At 75.2% G+C, this 16,658-nt stretch carries 12 protein-coding genes; 10 read left to right on the top strand and 2 right to left on the bottom strand.

Annotated elements, in window-relative coordinates:
* Positions 1-42 precede the first annotated feature (42 nt).
* From C1708_RS19950 to C1708_RS19935, 4 genes are all read left to right on the top strand, one after another.
* Positions 43-2,253, top strand: coding sequence for a bifunctional glycosyltransferase/CDP-glycerol:glycerophosphate glycerophosphotransferase (locus tag C1708_RS19950; protein WP_106413965.1), 2,211 nt, complete (start codon positions 43-45; stop codon positions 2,251-2,253).
* A gap of 1 nt (position 2,254) precedes the next feature.
* On the top strand, positions 2,255-4,471 hold the full coding sequence (locus C1708_RS19945) for a bifunctional glycosyltransferase/CDP-glycerol:glycerophosphate glycerophosphotransferase (protein ID WP_106413964.1): 2,217 nt from the start codon (positions 2,255-2,257) through the stop codon (positions 4,469-4,471).
* Positions 4,468-5,733 (top strand): hypothetical protein, encoded by a 1,266-nt coding sequence (locus C1708_RS19940; protein ID WP_106413963.1) that lies wholly within the window; start codon positions 4,468-4,470, stop codon positions 5,731-5,733. Before C1708_RS19945 ends, C1708_RS19940 begins: the two co-directional genes overlap by 4 nt.
* Positions 5,734-5,829: 96 nt before the next feature.
* Complete coding sequence (locus C1708_RS19935; RefSeq protein WP_106413962.1) at positions 5,830-7,449, top strand: hypothetical protein; 1,620 nt, start codon at positions 5,830-5,832, stop codon at positions 7,447-7,449.
* Here the strand turns inward: C1708_RS19935 and C1708_RS19930 are convergent.
* Positions 7,398-7,811: an organic hydroperoxide resistance protein gene (locus tag C1708_RS19930; protein ID WP_106413961.1), complete on the bottom strand. Its 414-nt coding sequence runs from the start codon at positions 7,809-7,811 to the stop codon at positions 7,398-7,400. The two genes, C1708_RS19935 and C1708_RS19930, sit on opposite strands and share 52 nt — an antisense overlap.
* Positions 7,812-7,937: 126 nt before the next feature.
* Here C1708_RS19930 and C1708_RS19925 point away from each other — a divergent pair, with 126 nt between their 5' ends.
* Positions 7,938-8,432, top strand: a complete 495-nt coding sequence (locus tag C1708_RS19925; RefSeq protein WP_106413960.1) for a MarR family winged helix-turn-helix transcriptional regulator — start codon at positions 7,938-7,940, stop codon at positions 8,430-8,432.
* Positions 8,433-8,517: 85 nt separating this feature from the next.
* On the top strand, positions 8,518-10,149 hold the full coding sequence (locus tag C1708_RS19920) for a glycosyltransferase family 2 protein (protein ID WP_106413959.1): 1,632 nt from the start codon (positions 8,518-8,520) through the stop codon (positions 10,147-10,149).
* On the opposite strand, the gene C1708_RS19915 is transcribed toward C1708_RS19920, so the two are convergent.
* The gene (locus C1708_RS19915; protein ID WP_106413958.1) at positions 10,136-10,771 is read right to left on the bottom strand and encodes a TetR/AcrR family transcriptional regulator; all 636 of its coding nucleotides are present in this window, start codon (positions 10,769-10,771) and stop codon (positions 10,136-10,138) included. The two genes, C1708_RS19920 and C1708_RS19915, sit on opposite strands and share 14 nt — an antisense overlap.
* A 132-nt stretch (positions 10,772-10,903) precedes the next feature.
* Between C1708_RS19915 and C1708_RS19910 the strand changes: the two genes are divergently transcribed.
* The 4 genes from C1708_RS19910 to C1708_RS19895 all read left to right on the top strand — a co-directional run bounded on the left by C1708_RS19910 (position 10,904) and on the right by C1708_RS19895 (position 16,618).
* Entirely contained in the window at positions 10,904-11,833 is a 930-nt protein-coding gene (locus C1708_RS19910) for an ABC transporter permease (RefSeq protein WP_106413957.1), read from the top strand.
* Positions 11,826-12,614 carry an ABC transporter ATP-binding protein gene (locus tag C1708_RS19905; RefSeq protein WP_106413956.1) on the top strand — a complete coding sequence of 263 codons (789 nt, stop codon included), beginning with the start codon at positions 11,826-11,828 and terminating at the stop codon, positions 12,612-12,614. Before C1708_RS19910 ends, C1708_RS19905 begins: the two co-directional genes overlap by 8 nt.
* A gap of 132 nt (positions 12,615-12,746) precedes the next feature.
* A complete protein-coding gene (locus C1708_RS19900) occupies positions 12,747-14,942 on the top strand; it encodes a CDP-glycerol glycerophosphotransferase family protein (RefSeq protein WP_106413955.1) in 2,196 nt (731 codons plus the stop codon).
* Positions 14,942-16,618 carry a glycosyltransferase family 2 protein gene (locus C1708_RS19895; RefSeq protein WP_106413954.1) on the top strand — a complete coding sequence of 559 codons (1,677 nt, stop codon included), beginning with the start codon at positions 14,942-14,944 and terminating at the stop codon, positions 16,616-16,618. The genes C1708_RS19900 and C1708_RS19895 overlap by 1 nt, the downstream gene beginning before the upstream one ends.
* Positions 16,619-16,658 lie beyond the last annotated feature (40 nt).

Here is a 16,658-nt window from a genome sequence, read left to right as displayed (position 1 = left end):
CTGAGCGGCCGCCGCCACGCCCTCGTCAACGGAAAGAGCAGAATGCCCCGCTTCAGCATCATCGTCCCGTCCCATGGGGTCGCAGGTCGGCTGGGCCAGGCGCTGGACTCGGTCCTCGCCCAGTCGTTCGGAGACTTCGAGCTCATCCCGGTCTGCGACGCGGCCGGGTCCCCGGCGGCCGGGGTGGCCGACGGGCACGCCGAGCGGGACTCGCGGGTGGCGCCCGTGCACGCGCCGCCGTCACAGGGACTGGCGGGTGCGCGCAACGCGGGCGTGCGGGCGGCGACCGGGACGTATCTGCTCTTCCTCGACGGGGACGACGTGCTGGTGCCGGGCGCGCTGGCGGCCCTGGACGCGCGGCTGGCGGAGACCGGCCCGGTCGACGTGCTGCCCTGCGAGCACGAGCGGGTCCCCTGGTGGGAGGGCGAGACCACCCGCCCGGTGGCGCCGCTGCTGGAGAGCGCCCCGTCCGGCGCCTTCGCCCCCGCCCGCGCCCCGCACCTCACCGGGGTGCGGCTGCCCGCGTGGAGCGCCGCCTGGCGCCGCGCCTTCGTCACCGAGCACGAACTGGCCTTCCCGCCCGGGTACTTCACCGACGTCGGCTGGTGCGGGCGGGCGCTGCTGCGCGCGGAGCGGGTGGCGGTGTCCCGCCGGGTGCTGGTGCGGCACCGGGTGCGCCGCCAGGGCGACCGGCTGCGGCTGCCCGGACCGCACCACGCGGACCTGCTGGACCAGGCGGAGCGGGTGCTTCAGGAGGCCGCCGCGCTGGGCCTGCCGCCCGAGCGGTCGGGGCCGCTGTTCGAGCAGCTCTTCGCGGCCGTGCTGAAGACCGCCGCGCACCCCCGGCGGCTGCCGTCCGGGCGCCGGGAGTTCTTCCGCCGGGCGAGCGCCCTGTACCGCCGTCACCGCCCCGCCGGGTACCGGCCGCCGGGCGGCAGCCTGGGCGTGCAGCACCGGCTGCTGGCGGCCGGGTCGTACGAGGCGTTCGCCGCCCTGCGCGACACCCGGCGCGCGGCCGGCCGGGCGGCGGCCGCGCTGCCCCGGCCCCGCGGCCTGCGCACCCGGCTGCACTACGGCCTCCAGCTGCGCCGCCCGCTCGACCCGGACCTCGTCGTGTACTGCGCGTACTGGGGCCGGGGCTACGCCTGCAACCCGGCCGCGATCCACGCCAGGGCCCGCGCCCTCGCCCCGCATCTGCGGGGCGTGTTCCTGGTGGAGGCCGACCAGGCGCACACCGTGCCCGACGACGTGGAGTACGCGGTCCTCGGCAGCCGGCGTGCCTGGGAGCTGCTCGCCCGTGCCACGTACCTGGTCAACAACGCCAACTTCGCGGAAGGCGTGGTCAAACGCCCCGGCAGCGTGCACCTGCAGACCCAGCACGGCACCCCGCTGAAGACGATGGGCGTGGACCAGTCGACGTACCCGGTGGTCGCCGCCGCCACCGGCAGCTTCACCAAGCTGCTCGGGCGGGTGGACCGCTGGGACTACAACCTCTCCTCCAACCCGCACTCCACCCGCGTCTGGGAGCGCGCCTTCCCCGGCTCCTACGAGCATCTGGAGTACGGCTATCCGCGCAACGACGTGTACGTGACGGCCGGCGCCGACGACGTGGCCCGGGTCCGTGCCGAGCTGGGCGTCCCCGAGGGCGCGCGGGCCGTGCTGTACGCGCCGACGCACCGCGACCACCGCACCGGCTTCGAGCCGGGGCTCGACCTGGAGGCGTTCTGCGAGGCGGCCGGCGAGGACGTGGTGGTGCTGCTGCGCGCGCACTACTTCTACGACCGGGGCGGGCCCGGGGGCGGCGGACGGGCCGGCCGGGTCATCGATGTGTCCGCGCACCGCTCCTCGGAGGACGTGTGCCTGGCCGCGGACGCCCTGGTCACGGACTACTCGTCGATCATGTTCGACTACGCCAACCTGGACCGCCCGATCGTGGTCCACGCCGACGACTGGGAGGTGTACCGGGAGACGCGGGGCGTGTGCTTCGACCTGATGGCCGCCCCGCCGGGCCGGGTCACCCGCACGCCTCAGGAGCTGGCCCGGGTGTTCCGCGACGGCTCGTACGCGGACGAGGAGTCGGCGGCGCTGCGGGCGGCGTTCCGGGAGCGGTTCTGCCCGTTCGACGACGGGCGGGCCGCCGAGCGGGTGGTGCGCCGGGTGCTGCTCGGCGAGCCGCCCGAGGCCCTGCCGCCCGTGATCCCGCTCGCGGAGCGCGTCCCCGCCCCCGCGGCCGTCCCCCTGGTGAGGAGCTGACGTGCCCCGCTTCAGCGTCATCGTCCCCGTCCACCACGTGCAGGGCTATCTGCACGCCTGTCTCGACTCGGTGCTCGGGCAGTCGTACCGCGACCTCGAGCTGATCGCCGTCGACGACCGCTCCCCCGACGGCTGCGGGCGGATCCTCGACGACTACGCGGCCCGCGACGAGCGGGTCCGGGTGCTGCACCTGCCGGAGAACGTGGGCCTCGGCCGGGCCCGCAACGCCGGGATGCCGCACGCGGCCGGCGACTACCTGCTCTTCCTGGACAGCGACGACACCCTCACCCCGGGCGCGCTGCGCGCGCTGGCGGACCGCCTCGACGAGACCGGCGACCCGGACGTGCTGGTCTTCGACTACGCACGCACGTACTGGTGGGGCGGCACCCGCCGCAACGTCCTCGCCCATGTGCTGGCCGAGGCCGCCGGGAGCACCTTCACGGCCGCCGAACGGCCGGAGATCCTCGACCTGCTGATGGTGGTGTGGAACAAGGCCTACCGCCGCGACTTCGTCGAGCGGGAGGGCTTCGCCTTCCCGCCCGGCTACTACGAGGACACGCCCTGGACCTTCCCGGTGCTGCTCAGCGCGGAGCGCATCGCCACCCTGGACCGGATCTGCCTGTACTACCGGCAGCGCCGCCAGGGGAACATCCTGTCCACCACCAGCCGCAAGCACTTCGACGTGCACGAGCAGTACGCGCGGGTGTTCCGGTTCGTCGACGCCCGTCCGGCGCTGGCGCACTGGCGGCCGTTCCTGCACGCCAAGATGGGCGAGCACTGTCTCGACATCCTGTCCAAGCCGGACCGGCTGCCGCCGTCGGACCGGGCCGAGTTCTTCCGCCGCACGGCGGAGATGTTCCACGCGTACCGCCCGCCGGGCGTGCGCGTCCCCGCCGAACTGCGGGAGCTGGAGGGCGGTTACGCCGGGTACGTGCTGCGCCGGAAGGTCCGGCGGACCGGGCGGGAGCTGCGGCGCCGGGCCGGGCAGACCCGGGCGGCGACGGCGGCGCGGGCGGTGCGCGCCCGGTCGCTGCTGCGCCGCCCGCTGGACCCGGACCTCGCCGTGTACTCGGCGTTCTCGCACCGCGGGATGCTCGGCGACCCGGCGGCCGTCCACCACGCGGCCCGTGAACTCGCACCGCACATCAGGGGCGTGTGGGTGGTCGCCGACGAGGAGCGGGCCGCGGCGCTGCCGCCGGGCACCCCGTACGTGCTGCCGGACACGCCGGAGTACCGCCGGGTGACCGAGCGGGCCACGTACTTCGTCAACAACGTCAACTGGTCGGGCACGCTGGTCAAACGGCCCGGCAGCGTGCACGTCCACACCCACCACGGCACCCCGCTGAAGTACGCGGGCGCCGATCTGCTGGGCAAGCCGGGCGCGCGGCTGCACTTCGACGTGCCGCAGATGCTGCGCCGGGCCGACCGCTGGGACCACGTCCTGGTCGCCAACCGCCACTCCGAGCTGGTGTGGGAGCGGGCCTTCCCCTGTCACTTCACCGCGCTGCGGTCGGGCTCCCCGCGCAACGACGTCCTGGTGCGCGGGGACGAGGAGCGCGCCCGCGCGACGCGGGAGCGGCTCGGCGTCCCGGAGGGCGACACGGTGGTGCTGTACGCGCCGACCCGCCGGGACTACCGCAGGGACGGGCTGGTGGAGCGGATCGACCTGGCCCGGTTCGCCGCCGACCTGGGCGAGGGCCGCACCCTGGTGGTCCGGCTGCACCCCACGCTGGCCGACGGCCCGGCCCGGGGCCTCGGCCTGTCGGAGCTGCACCGGCGGGGCGTGCTGGTGGACGCCACCGACGAGCCGGAGGTGCAGGACGTGCTGCTCGCGGCCGACGTCCTGGTCACCGACTACTCGTCCGTGATGTTCGACTACGCCCTGCTGGACCGGCCGATCGTGGTGTACGCCGACGACTGGGACGCCTTCCGGGCGAGCCGGGGCGCGTACCTGGACGTCACGGCTCGGGCGCCGGGCCATGTGACGCGCTCCTACCGGGAGCTGGCGTGGCTGTTCGCGTCGGGGACCTGGGCGGACGAGGAGTCGGCGCGGCTGCGGGCGGCGTTCCGGGAGCGGTTCTGCGAGTACGACGACGGGCGGGCCGCCGAGCGGGTGGTGCGCACGCTGATGCTGGGCGAGCCGATGCCCGAACCCGCCGCCGGTCCCGGCCGGCTGCCCGCCCAGCCCGCCGTCCGCGACCTGCTGGCCCCGTCGTGAGGCCGCGCACCTGGGTGCTGCTGCTGGCCGCCCTGTTCGCGCTGATGCAGCTCGCCACCGTGGAGGGCCGCGACACCCCCGACTCCAAGAACTACGTGTCGTACGCGCTGAGTCTGAGCGGTGCGGACAAGCGGGAGGCGGCGACCGCCACCATCGACCACTACTGCGCGGGGAAGGCGGCGATGGCGCACCGCGCGCAGAACGTGGACGTGGTGCGCTTCCACGCCCCGGATCCCGCGCCGCGGGTCATGGAGGAGTGCCGGGAGCGGGAGTGGCGGCAGGTGGAGGCGCGGCTGGCGGCCGGGGAGACCGGCGGGCACACCGTGCCGTTCATGCCGGAGCGGTTCATGCGGATCTTCGAGGTGCGGCCCGGCTACCCGGTGGTCCTGGTTCCCTTCATCGCCCTGCTCGGGGTGACCTGGGGGGTGTGGGCGGCGGGCGTGGTGATCACCTGCGCGGGCGGGGTGCTCGCGTACCTGGTGCTGCGCGCGCTGGCCGCCCCGGTGCCGCTCGCGCTCACCGGGATGGCGCTGTACCTCGTCCTGCCGTGCGGGACGACGGCGATGCGCCCGATGACGGAGGGGCTGATGCTGGCCCTCACCCTGGCCGCGCTGTGGGGCTGCGCCCTGGTGCTGGGCGGGACGAGACCCCGGGCGGGACTGGCGCTGGCGGGCGGGGCGCTGCTCGCGCTGTTCACGGTGAAGCACTCCCAGGCGCTGTTCCTCGGGGCCTGCCTGGCGGGCGCGGGCGCCGCGGTCGCCGTACGCCGGCGGTGGCGGGGGCTGCCGTCGGGGCGCGGCCCTGCGGCGCTCGCGGTGGCGGGGTGCGCGGGGGCGGCCGGCACGGTGCTGCTGGCCCGGCTGCTGGACTACCCGTCGACGTCGGACAGCGTGCAGGACCTGCTCACCGGCCACTTCGCCCGGCCCGACCGGGAGCGTCCGTGGGCGGAGTTCTTCCAGCTCCAGGGCAACTTCTGGATGGAGTGGGCGCGCCGGCAGCTGTGGGAGCCGCTGTTCCTGGCGGCGCTGGCGGCGGGCGCGCTGGGGGCGCGGCGGCGGCCGGCGTTCGGCGCCTTCCTGGCCGCGGCGGCCTGCACGGGGTTCCTCAACCAGGCGGGGCACCCGGACATCAACATCTGGGGCGACCGGCTGATCACGCTGGCCTGGCTGCTGCCGGTGCTGGGGGTGCCGTTGCTGCTGGAGCCGGTGCCGCGGCGGGCGGTGGTGCCCGCGCGGGGAGCGCCCATGGAGCCGGTGAGCTGACCGGGTGTCACTCGAAGCGGTGACGGCAGGTCAAGCCCGGGCGGCGGACGGGAACATTGGGCGAATGCCCCGAATGCCCCTTTCTCCTCGCGTCCGATGAGCGCCGGCGTCCTCGTCCGGCGCCGCACGGTGGACGGCGCCACGGCGCTGCGCGGCGGCGGGTCCTGGCGCCCGACGCCGTACCAGTGCGCCGGCTTCCTGTTCTTCGTGGTGATGTCCCTGGCGTTCTGGCGGGTGCCGCTGTGCTGCGACGCCGGGCAGCACGCGGCGGTCGTGGAGCGCCTCAAGGACGACCTGCTGCGTCCCCGGCACCCGATGGCGGACCTGCCGGGCGCGGGCAGCCCGTACTACTCGCCGTACGCGGTGGCGCAGGGCGTGTTCGCCCGGCTGACCGGGCTGGGCGGCTGGGAGGTGCTGCGGCTCACCGGGCCGCTGAACCTGCTGGTGCTGCTCACGGGCCTGGGCCGCTTCGTGCGGGTGCTGACCCCGCGCCCCTGGGCGCCGGTGCTGGCGCTGGCCGCGATGACCCTGCTGTGGGGGGTGGAGCGCGCCTGGTGGAGCGGCTACCTGAACCTGATGTCGATGACGGGCAACCTGCCGTACCCGTCGGCGTTCGCGATCGGGCTGGCCTTCTGGGCGTGGGCGCTGACCGGCGCGCGGGCCCGGGACGCGCGGGCCGTGCGGTGTCCGGGCCCGGGCGGCCTGCGCCCGCTGTCCGGGTACGCGGGCCTGGGGCTGCTGTACGGGCTGATCCTGCTGGTGCACCCGATCACCGCGGTCGCGGCGGCGCTGGGGGCGCTGGCCCTGGTCGCCGGGTGGCAGCGGGGGTGGTCGGCGGCGCCGGCCGGGCGCTGGGCGCTGACCGGCGCGGTGGCGCTGACGGCGGCGGCCTGCTGGCCGTACTTCGACGTGTTCGCGCTGGCCGGGGACAGCAGTGTGGACGCGATGCACCGGCGGCTGTACCTGGACCTGGCCGGCCAGTTCGGGCTGGCGCTGCTCGGACTGCCCGCCCTGTGGCTGCGGGCGCGGCGTTCGCGGCGCGACCCGCTGCTGCTGATGTTCGTCCTGGACTGTCTGGTCGTGGCGTACGGCTGGGTGAGCGGCCACTACACCTACGGGCGGGCCCTGGGGCTGACGCTGGTGCCGCTGCAGCTCGCCCTGGCGGTGGAGCTGGCGGCGCCCCGCCCGTGGCCGGTGTGGCGGCGGCTGCTGGGCGGGGCCGCGGCGGCGGGGGCGTGCGCCGGGTTCCTGACCGTGCACGCCGGGGCGGTGGTGCCGCAGGCGGCGGACCCGGTCGGTTTCCGCCAGCCCCCGGACTGGCCCGCGTACGACTGGGCCGCGCGGCACGTCGCCCCGGGCGAGGTGGTGATCGCCGACGGCTACTACGCCGTCCACGCGATCGCCGGGTACGGGCCGAACCTGGCCGCCCCCGCCTGGCCGGACGCCTCGCTGGACGAACGGGAGCGGCTGCGGCGGCTGGCCGATGTGCGCGCGTACCTGGATCCCGCCTCGACCCGCGCCCTGCGGGACACGGTGGTCCGCCGCTACGGGGTGCGCTGGCTGCTCCTCACCCGGCACCAGCGGGTGCCCGAGGAGGCCGTGGTGGTGGCCTGGAGCCGGCGCACCGGCGAGGTGCTGGCGCGGGTCGGGGGCGGGCGGCGGGACTACTCGATGACGAGCTCGACCGGGATGTTGCCGCGGGTGGCGTTGGAGTAGGGGCAGACCTGGTGGGCCTGCTCGACCAGCGTGCGGCCGGTCTCCTCGTCGAGGCTGTCGGGCAGCTCGACGCGGAGCGTCACGGTGAGCGCGAAGCCCTCGCCCTGCTTGCCGATGCCGACCTCGGCGGTCACCGCGGCCTCGCTGACGTCCACCTTCGCGGCGCGGCCGACGGCGCCGAGGGCGCTGCCGAAGCAGGCCGCGTAGCCGGCGGCGAAGAGCTGCTCCGGGTTGGTGCCCTTGCCGTCGCCGCCCAGCTCCTTGGGGGCGCTCAGGCCGACGTCCAGCTTGCCGTCGGAGGTGACGGCGCGGCCCTCGCGACCGTGGGTGGCGGTGGCGACTGCGGTGTAGAGCGCGTCCATGGGGGACACCTTTCCTTTCGGCGGGCGACCGGCCGGGTCGCGGGGATCCGGCCTTCGTGCGCTCAATTAGAGCACACAATTTAGTTGCGCACAACCGAATGGCTCGCACGGCGTTACCCTGGACGCATGACAGCGACACCCAGCCCCTCCCCGGCGACGGACGCGCCGGCCGTCTCGGACGACTGGCTCCGGCTCGACCAGCAGATCTGCTTCAGCCTCAACTCGGCCGTCCGCGCCTTCAACGGCGTCTACCGGGTGGTGCTGAAGGACCTCGGCCTCACCTACCCGCAGTACCTCGTCATGCTGGTGCTGTGGGAGGACGGCACGCTGCCGGTGAAGCGGCTCGGCGAGCGCCTGCGCCTGGACTCCGGCACCCTGTCCCCGCTGCTCAAGCGGCTGGAGGCGGCCGGTCTCGTGCACCGGGAGCGCAGCGCGCGCGACGAGCGGTCCGTCGAGGTGCGGCTCACCGAGGAGGGCGCCGCGCTGCGCGACAGGGCCGCGCGGGTGCCGCGCCGGATCGCCGCCGCCACCGGGCTGCGGGCCGAGGAGATGCGCGCCCTCGGCGCCACCCTCGCCGACCTCACCGCCGCGCTGGACCGGGCGGCCGCCGAAGAGGCCTGACGCCCGCGGGGACGCCCTCGGAATGCGGAAACCCACGGGGCGGGCGACGTTGTAGAGGACCCCTGCAGCGCGCCCCGAGGATGCCATGCGCCCCGACCCCGTTCCGGCCGACGCCGTCTCCGTCGTCGTCATAGGCCACGACGACGCCGCCCATGTGGCCGACGCGGTGCGCTCCGCGCTGGGGCAGGGGCCCGCCGTGCGGGAGGTCGTCGCCGTGGACGACTGCTCGACGGACGGCAGCGCCGCCCTGCTGGAGCGGCTGGCCGCCGGCGAGCCCCGGCTGCGGGTGATCCGGCTGCCGGTCAACAGCGGCGGCTGCGGCACCCCGCGCAACACCGGGCTGGACGCGGTGGCCACCCCGTACGTGATGTTCCTGGACAGCGACGACGTGCTGCCGCCCGGCGCCGTGGACGCGCTGCTGGCCGCCGCACGGGAGGCGGACGCACAGGTCACGGGCGGTCTGTGCGTACGCCGCGAGCTGCCCTCGGGCCGTGAGGTGCCGTGGGAGCCGGCCCTGTACGCCGCCCCCGCCGTCCTCGCCCGCCCGGCCGGCCGCCCCCGCCTGGTCCACGACACCCTCAGCGTCAACAAGCTGTACGCCACGGCCTTCCTGCGCGCGCACGGCATCCGGTTCCCCGACGGCCGCTTCCCCTACGAGGACATCGTGTTCACCGCCCGGGTGTGGGCCGCCGCGCCGCGCGTCGCCCTGGTCCCGGACCGGGTCTACGTCTGGCACGTGCGCCGCTCCGCGCGACGGCTGTCGATCTCGCTGGACCGCGCGGGCGTCGACAACTGGCGCGCCCGCACGCACGCCTGCCGCACCGCCCACGCGATCCTGCTGGACGCCGGGGAGAAACGGCTGGCGCGCGCCGTCCGGGCCAAGTTCCTCGACCACGACCTGCGCATGTACGTCCGTGAGCTGCCGCTGCGCGACGAGGCGTACCGCCGTCAGTGGTGGGCGCACACCCGCGGCCACCTCGCCGAGTACGACGCCGCCGACCGGTCGGGCGACCCGGCCGCCCCCGGCCCGCTCCTCGCGCGGGTGCTGCTGGCCTCTCCCGAGCCGCGCGACCTGCCGCGCCTGCGCGAGCTGGCCGCCCGCCCGGCCCGGCTGTGTCCGCCGTACGCCCGGACGGCCGACGGCACGCCCTGCTGGTCGGCGGAGCTGCCCGGGGTCACCCTGGAGTCCCTGCCGGACCGCCCCGTCCGGCTGCTGCCGCTCGCCGTGGACGCGGAGCTGCGTCCCCGCGCCCGTCTGCTGCGGCTGCGCCTGCACGAGCTGTACGGCGCGGTCGCGCGGGCCGGTCCGGTGGACGCGGAGGTGGAGTGGCGCCACCGGGACCGCGCGGGCGCGGCGCTGCGCCGCACGGTGCCGCTGCGGCCGTCCGCCGACGGCGCCTGGACCGCCGAGGCGCCCGTCCCGCTGGAGCGGCTGGCGGCCCTCGGCGCGGGCGCCTGGGACCTGCGGCTGCGGCTGCGCTTCCGCGGCGGCGCGGCCCGGACCGTCTCGGCCCACGCCCTCACCGGCCCCGGCCCGCTGCGCCCCCGCGCCGTCCCGAGCCGCCGGTACGGCCTGGTCCTCGTCCGCCCCTACGCCACCCACGGGGGCGCGCTGGCCCTGCGGGTGGCGGCCGGGGCGCACGGCGTCGGCCGGGTGCTGGCCGGACGGCTGCGGCGGCCGGTGCCGTGGACCGGGCCGCCTTTCAGAGCGTCTTGAGGGCCTGGGCGGTCGCGCGGGCGAGACCGTCCAGGTAGCCCTTGGGCGGTTTCGGGCCGCGGATGACGACCGAGCGCCAGTACAGCGGGCCGGAGATCAGGTCGAGGGCCAGGGTGTGGTCCGCGCCGGTGCTGATCTCGCCCCGCTCCTGGGCCGCCGTGACGATGCCCCTGGCGACCCCGTCCTGGCCCTCGCGCAGGGCCTTCTGCACGGCCTCGGCGATGTCGGGGTTGCGGGCGGCCTCGGCCTGGAGGTCGGGGAGGATCTGCGAGGCGACGGGGTGGCGCAGGGCGCGCGAGCTGACCGCGTAGAGCAGCCGCAGGTCGCCCTCCAGGGAGCCGGTGTCCGGAGCGGGCAGGCCCTGGACGGCGAGCGCGGACACCACGTCGAGCACGACGTGCAGCTTGGAGCGCCAGCGGCGGTACACGGCGGTCTTGCCGACGCCCGCGCGGCGCGCGATGCCCTCGATCGACATGCGGGCGTAGCCGACGGCGGCGAGCTCCTCGTAGACGGCCGCCCGGATGGCCTCCGTGACGTCCTCGCGCAGGACGGCGGCCCCGGCGGGAGCCCGGCGGCGCGGTTGCGGCTCAGGCGCGTCGGCGTTCGTCATGCGCTCCAGCATAGGCCGCTCGCGTAGCGACGATACGGTTGCGTTCCGACGCACATTCGACCTACGCTCGTCGTCACGACGATACGGTCCCGTTCCGACGCCGGACTCGTTGCACCCACCTCCCTCCTAGCGAAAGCAGCGGATGTGAGTCAGGCACTCCACACACCGCCCGCCGCGTCGGCGGGCCCGGACCCGGCCGAGACCGACCTCGCGGCCCTCGCCGCCCGGCACGGCCTCACGGTCAGCGGCGCCCGTCCGTCCCTCGGCGCGTACGTCCGTCAGCTGTGGGGGCGGCGGCACTTCATCCTGGCCTTCTCGCAGGCCAAGCTGACCGCCCAGTACAGCAGGGCGAAGCTGGGTCAGCTGTGGCAGGTGGCGACGCCGCTGCTGAACGCGGCGGTGTACTTCTTCATCTTCGGTCTGCTGCTGGGCGCCCGGAAGGGCATACCGAGCGACGTGTACGTGCCGTTCCTGGTGACGGGCGTGTTCGTGTTCACCTTCACGCAGAGTTCGGTGCTGGCGGGGGTGCGGGCGATCTCGGGGAACCTGGGGCTGGTGCGGGCGCTGCACTTCCCGCGTGCGTCGCTGCCGATCTCGTTCGCGCTGCAGCAGCTCCAGCAGCTGCTGTTCTCGATGATCGTGCTGGTCGTGATCATGGTGGCGTTCGGGAGCTATCCGGGTCTGTCGTGGCTGCTGGTGGTGCCGGCGCTGGCGCTGCAGTTCGTGTTCAACACGGGTCTGGCGCTGATCTTCGCGCGGATGGGCAGCAGGACGCCGGACCTGGCGCAGCTGATGCCGTTCGTGCTGCGGACGTGGATGTACGCGTCGGGGGTGATGTTCTCGATCCCGGCGATGCTGGAGGACAAGAACGTGCCGGCCTGGGTGGCGGACGTGCTGCAGTGGAACCCGGCCGCGGTCTACATGGACCTGGTGCGGTTCGCGCTGATCGACAGGTACGACGGGTCGTACCTGCCGCCGCACGTGTGGGCGTTCGCGCTGGGCTGGGCGGTGCTGGCCGGCGTGGTCGGCTTCGTCTACTTCTGGAAGGCAGAGGAGAGGTACGGCCGTGGCTGAGACCGACCGGCAGAGGATCCCGACCGTCATCGCCGACGGCGTCGACGTGGTCTACCAGGTCAACGGCACCGGCGCCGGGCGCGGTTCCGCGACCGCCGCCCTCAACCGCATGCTGCGCCGCAGGCAGACCGAGAAGGCGTCCGGCGTGCGCCGGGTGCACGCCGTGCGGAACGTGTCCTTCGTCGCCCACCGCGGCGAGGCGATCGGCCTGATCGGCACCAACGGCTCCGGCAAGTCCACGCTGCTCAAGGCCGTGGCCGGGCTGCTCCCGGTGGAGAACGGCCGCATCTACACCGACGGCCAGCCGTCCCTGCTCGGCGTCAACGCGGCCCTGATGGCCGACCTCACCGGCGAGCGCAACGTGCACCTGGGCGGACTCGCGATGGGCATGTCCCGCGAGGAGATCAAGGCCCGCTACCAGGAGATCGTCGACTTCTCCGGCATCAACGAGAAGGGCGACTTCATCACCCTGCCGATGCGCACCTACTCCTCCGGCATGGCCGCCCGCCTGCGCTTCTCCATCGCGGCCGCCAAGGACCACGACGTGCTCCTCGTCGACGAGGCGCTGGCGACCGGCGACCGCTCCTTCCAGAAGCGCTCCGAGGCCCGCATCCGCGAGCTGCGCAAGCACGCCGGCACGGTCTTCCTGGTCAGCCACAACAACAAGTCCATCCGCGACACCTGCGACCGCGTGCTGTGGCTGGAGCGCGGCGAGCTGCGCATGGACGGGCCGACCGACGAGGTGCTCAAGGAGTACGAGAAGTTCACCTCGGGCCGCTAGCGCGGACGGCGCGGGCCCTCGGGCTCCCTCCGGGCGACCCTTCCGCCGACCGGTTCGTCGCATCGGTGTCACTATGACTGGATACGACCGACGGGACCGTCCGCGCCGCCGAGCAGCCGAAGGAGCCCCGTGATGCCCCAGCTCAGCGTCATCGTCCACGGGCCGAACACCCAGGACCACCTGACCGGCCTGCTCGACTCGCTCGTCGCCCACCCGCTGCCGGACGTGGAGGTCGTCGTCGCCGCCGTCGGCGACTGGGCCCGCGAGACGGCCGAGCGGCACGCCCCGCGGCTCCAGGTGGTCCCGCTGCCCGACGGCACGCCCGACGCGGCGGCCCGGGCGGCCGGGGCGGCGCGGGCCGGCGGACGCTGGCTGCACTTCGTCCGCGCCAAGGACGGCCTCCCGCCCGGCAGCCCCCGCACCGTCGCGGAACGCACCGCCGAGCTGCCCGGCACCGTGGACGTCCTGCTCCTGGACCACCTGCGCAGCACCTGGCGCAGCTCCGCCCTGCCGTCGGCGGACGGCCCCCTCCTCGTCCGCGCCGGCCGCACCGGGCCGGCCCTCGCCGACAGCGCCTACCTGCTGCGCCTCACCCCGCTGCTCGGCACCCGCGTGCTGCGCGCCGACTTCTGGCGGACCCACGAGGAACGGCTCACCACCGACGACGAACCCCACGCCGCCCTCGCCGCCCTCCTGCTCGCCGACCGCGTCGCCTGCCTGCCGCACATCGCCTACGAGGACCGGCGGCTGCGCCCCGCGAGCCTCCCGCCCGTCACCCCCGAGCAGCACCTCGCGGCCGTCGACCGCTACGAGGCCCTGCTCGACCTCGCCCAGGACCGGCCCGCCGTCTACACCGTGCTCTACGAGATCATGGTCCGCGACTGCCTGCGCACCTTCGCCCGCGGCGCCGTGCCCGAGCCGGCGGCGCGGGAGTTCTTCCTGCGGGCCGGCTCCGCCGCCGTACGCCGCCGCCCCGAGGGGTACCGCCGTCCCGGCGGCCCGGAGGGCGTGCGCCGCTCGCTGCTGGAGGAGGGCGCCTACACCCGCTACCGGGCCTTCCAGGCCGCCAACCGCGCCCGCCGCGCCGTGCGGTCCACGGTGCGCGCCGGACGGCGGCAGGCCGGCGCCCGGATCCGCGACCACCAGTACCGCGCCGCGCTGCGCCGGCCCGTCGACCCGCACCTCGCGGTGTTCTCCGCCTACTGGAACCGCGGCGTCGCCTGCAACCCGGCCGCGATCGCCGCGAAGCTCGCCGAGCTGGCCCCGCACATCCACCCGGTGTGGGTGGTGAGCGCGCGCAACGCGGCCCTGCTGCCGCCCGGCACCGACCACGTGGTCCCCGGCACCCGCCGCTACTGGGAGGCGCTCGCCACGGCGGGGTACCTCGTCAACAACGTCAACTTCCCGAACGCCGTGGTCAAACGCCCCGACGCGGTGCACGTGCAGACCCACCACGGCACCCCGCTCAAGCGCATGGGCCTGGACCAGACGGCCTACCCCGCCGCCGCGCAGGGCCTGGACTTCGACGCCCTGCTGGAGCGGGTCGACAAGTGGGACTACAGCGTCTCCGCCAACAGCCACACCACCCGCATGTGGGAGCGCGCCTACCCGTCCCGGTACGTCTCCCTCGACCACGGCTATCCGCGCAACGACGTGTACTGCACGGCCGGCGCGGACGAGGTGCGCGCGGTCCGCGAACGGCTCGGCATCGCCCCGGGCCGCCGGGCCGTCCTGTACGCGCCCACGCACCGCGACTACGAGGCCGACTGGACCCCGCGCCTGGACCTCGCCGCGCTCGCCGACCGGCTCGGCGAGGACACCGTCCTGCTGGTGCGCGCCCACTACTTCCACGACTCCGGCGTCTCCCCGCTGGCGGGCCTGCGCCGCTCCGGCCGCGTCGTCGACGTGTCCTCCTACGACCCGGTCGAGGAGCTGTGCCTGGCCGCGGACGCCCTGGTCACGGACTACTCGTCGATCATGTTCGACTACGCCAACCTGGACCGCCCGATCGTGATCCACGCCGACGACTGGGAGACGTACCGCACGACGCGCGGGGTGTACTTCGACCTGATGGCCGAGGCGCCGGGCCCGGTGGCGCGCACCCAGGACGACCTCATCGAGATCCTCGTCACCGACGCCTGGCGCGACGAGGGCGCGGCGAAGGCACGGGCCGCCTTCCGCCGCCGGTTCTGCGAGTTCGACGACGGCCGGGCCGCCGAGCGGGTGGTGCGCCGGGTCTTCCTCGGCGAGGACGAGGCGTCGCTGCCCCCGGTGCTGCCGCTGGAGGAGCGCACCCCGGCGCCGGCCCCCCAGGAGGTGACCGCGTGATGTCCACGTCCCGGCTCCCCGACGTCACCGTCACGGTGATCGTGCACAACGACGCCGGACGGCTGTCCCGCGCCGTGCGGTCCGTGTGCCGCCAGACCCACCGCGACCTGGAGATCGTCATCAGCGACGACCACTCCACGGACGACACCCCCGAGGTGGCGCGGGCGCTGGCGGCCGCCGACCCGCGCGTCCGGTACCTGCGGCTGCCGGAGAACAGCGGCGGGTGCAGCGCTCCGCGCAACCGCGCCCTGGAGATCGCCCGGGCGCCGTACCTGATGTTCCTCGACAGCGACGACGAACTGCCGGAGGGAGCGGTCGCGGCGCTGCTCGCCGCGCACCGGGAGCGCGAGATCGACTTCGCGATGGGCGCGGTGCGGCGGGTCCGGGTGGACACCGGCCGCCGCTCCACCTGGATGCCGCACCTGGTGGGCGAGCGCCGCACCCTGGACGGCATCGAGGACGACCCGCGGCTGTTCTTCGAGCACCTGGCGACCAGCAAGATGTACGCCCGCGCCTTCCTCGACCGGCACGCGCTGCGCTTCCCGGAGGGCATCCACTACGAGGACCAGCTGTTCTCGGCGCAGGCCTACTGCCTGGCGAAACGGTTCACGATCGTCCCCGAACCGGTCTACCTATGGTACGTGGCCCCCTACGTGAGCACGGAGGCCGCGTCCATATCCAACCAGCGGCACCTGATCGGCAACGTCCGCGACCGGATCCACGTGCAGCGGCTGATCGACGCGTTCCTGGCGGAGAGCGGGCACGCGGGACTGCGCGAGGACAAGGACCACAAGTTCCTCAAGCACGACTTCCGGATGTACGCGGGCGACCTGCCGTACCGCGACGAGGAGTGGCTGGCCGCCTTCGCCGACGAGGTGAACCCCTACCTGGAGACGCTGTCCCCGGGCGCGTACGCCCGGCTGCCCCGCGCCGAGCGGGTGGTGCTCCGGCTGGTCCGGGACCGCAGGCTGTCCGAGGCCGCGCTGGCGGCACGGGGGCTGGGGTACGGCGTCGCCCCGAGGCGGCTGACCGCCGACGCGGACGGCCGGGTCTACTGGGGCGACCGGGTGCCGGACACCGTGGCCGCCCGCCGCGAGCTGGACCTGACCGAGCTGGAGCCGGACACCCGCCCGTTCCCGGGTGCGCTGTTCCGGCACGAGATCACGGGGATCGCCCGTGTCCCGGGGGGCGGCGCCCGGATCGACCTGGCCGTGCGGACCTACGACCCGGCGCTGCGGCTGCCCGTCGGCCCGCAGCGGGCGAGCCTGGTGATCTCCCCCGGCCGGCGCCGCCTCAGCGTGCCGTTCCGCCTGGACCCGGTGCGGCCCGGCGTGTTCGAGGGGACGGTACGGCTCGATCTGGCCGGGGCCCGGCTGCCGCTGGGCGGCTTCGCCGGCGTCCGGCATCCGCTGGTCCGGCTCACCAGCGGCGGCCAGGGCAACCAGGCGCTGCTGCTGGCGCCCCTGGAGTTCCCGGCGCTGACCGCCCGCGTCCCCTACCGTTCCGGCGTCGCCCCGCACCGCGTCACCGTCGGGCCGGAGGGCCACGACCCGGGCCGCCTCCAGATCCGCTGGGAGCCGGCCGGCGTCACCGGAGCGCTCCGCCCGGTGGCCGCCCGCCTGGCCCGCCCCCGTCTGCGCCGCGCGGCGCGGCTGGTGGCGGGCGCCGTGCGCTGACGCCCCGCGACCCGCCCCCGGCCACCAGGCACCCCGCCGG

The sequence above is a fragment of the Streptomyces sp. DH-12 genome, from assembly GCF_002899455.1.
Classification (GTDB): domain Bacteria; phylum Actinomycetota; class Actinomycetes; order Streptomycetales; family Streptomycetaceae; genus Streptomyces.
The sequence above is the reverse complement of the archived record's forward strand: the minus strand, read 5'-3'. Positions and strand labels throughout refer to the sequence as shown.

What these genes read in the sequence shown, in the direction of transcription:
- C1708_RS19900 (WP_106413955.1), top strand. Translation starts at nt 12,747, where the DNA reads ATGCCCCAGCTCAGCGTCATCGTCCACGGGCCGAACACCCAGGACCAC.
- C1708_RS19930 (WP_106413961.1), bottom strand. Translation starts at nt 7,811, where the DNA reads ATGGACGCGCTCTACACCGCAGTCGCCACCGCCACCCACGGTCGCGAG.
- C1708_RS19950 (WP_106413965.1), top strand. Translation starts at nt 43, where the DNA reads ATGCCCCGCTTCAGCATCATCGTCCCGTCCCATGGGGTCGCAGGTCGG.
- C1708_RS19925 (WP_106413960.1), top strand. Translation starts at nt 7,938, where the DNA reads ATGACAGCGACACCCAGCCCCTCCCCGGCGACGGACGCGCCGGCCGTC.
- C1708_RS19920 (WP_106413959.1), top strand. Translation starts at nt 8,518, where the DNA reads ATGCGCCCCGACCCCGTTCCGGCCGACGCCGTCTCCGTCGTCGTCATA.
- C1708_RS19915 (WP_106413958.1), bottom strand. Translation starts at nt 10,771, where the DNA reads ATGCTGGAGCGCATGACGAACGCCGACGCGCCTGAGCCGCAACCGCGC.
- C1708_RS19935 (WP_106413962.1), top strand. Translation starts at nt 5,830, where the DNA reads ATGAGCGCCGGCGTCCTCGTCCGGCGCCGCACGGTGGACGGCGCCACG.
- C1708_RS19895 (WP_106413954.1), top strand. Translation starts at nt 14,942, where the DNA reads ATGTCCACGTCCCGGCTCCCCGACGTCACCGTCACGGTGATCGTGCAC.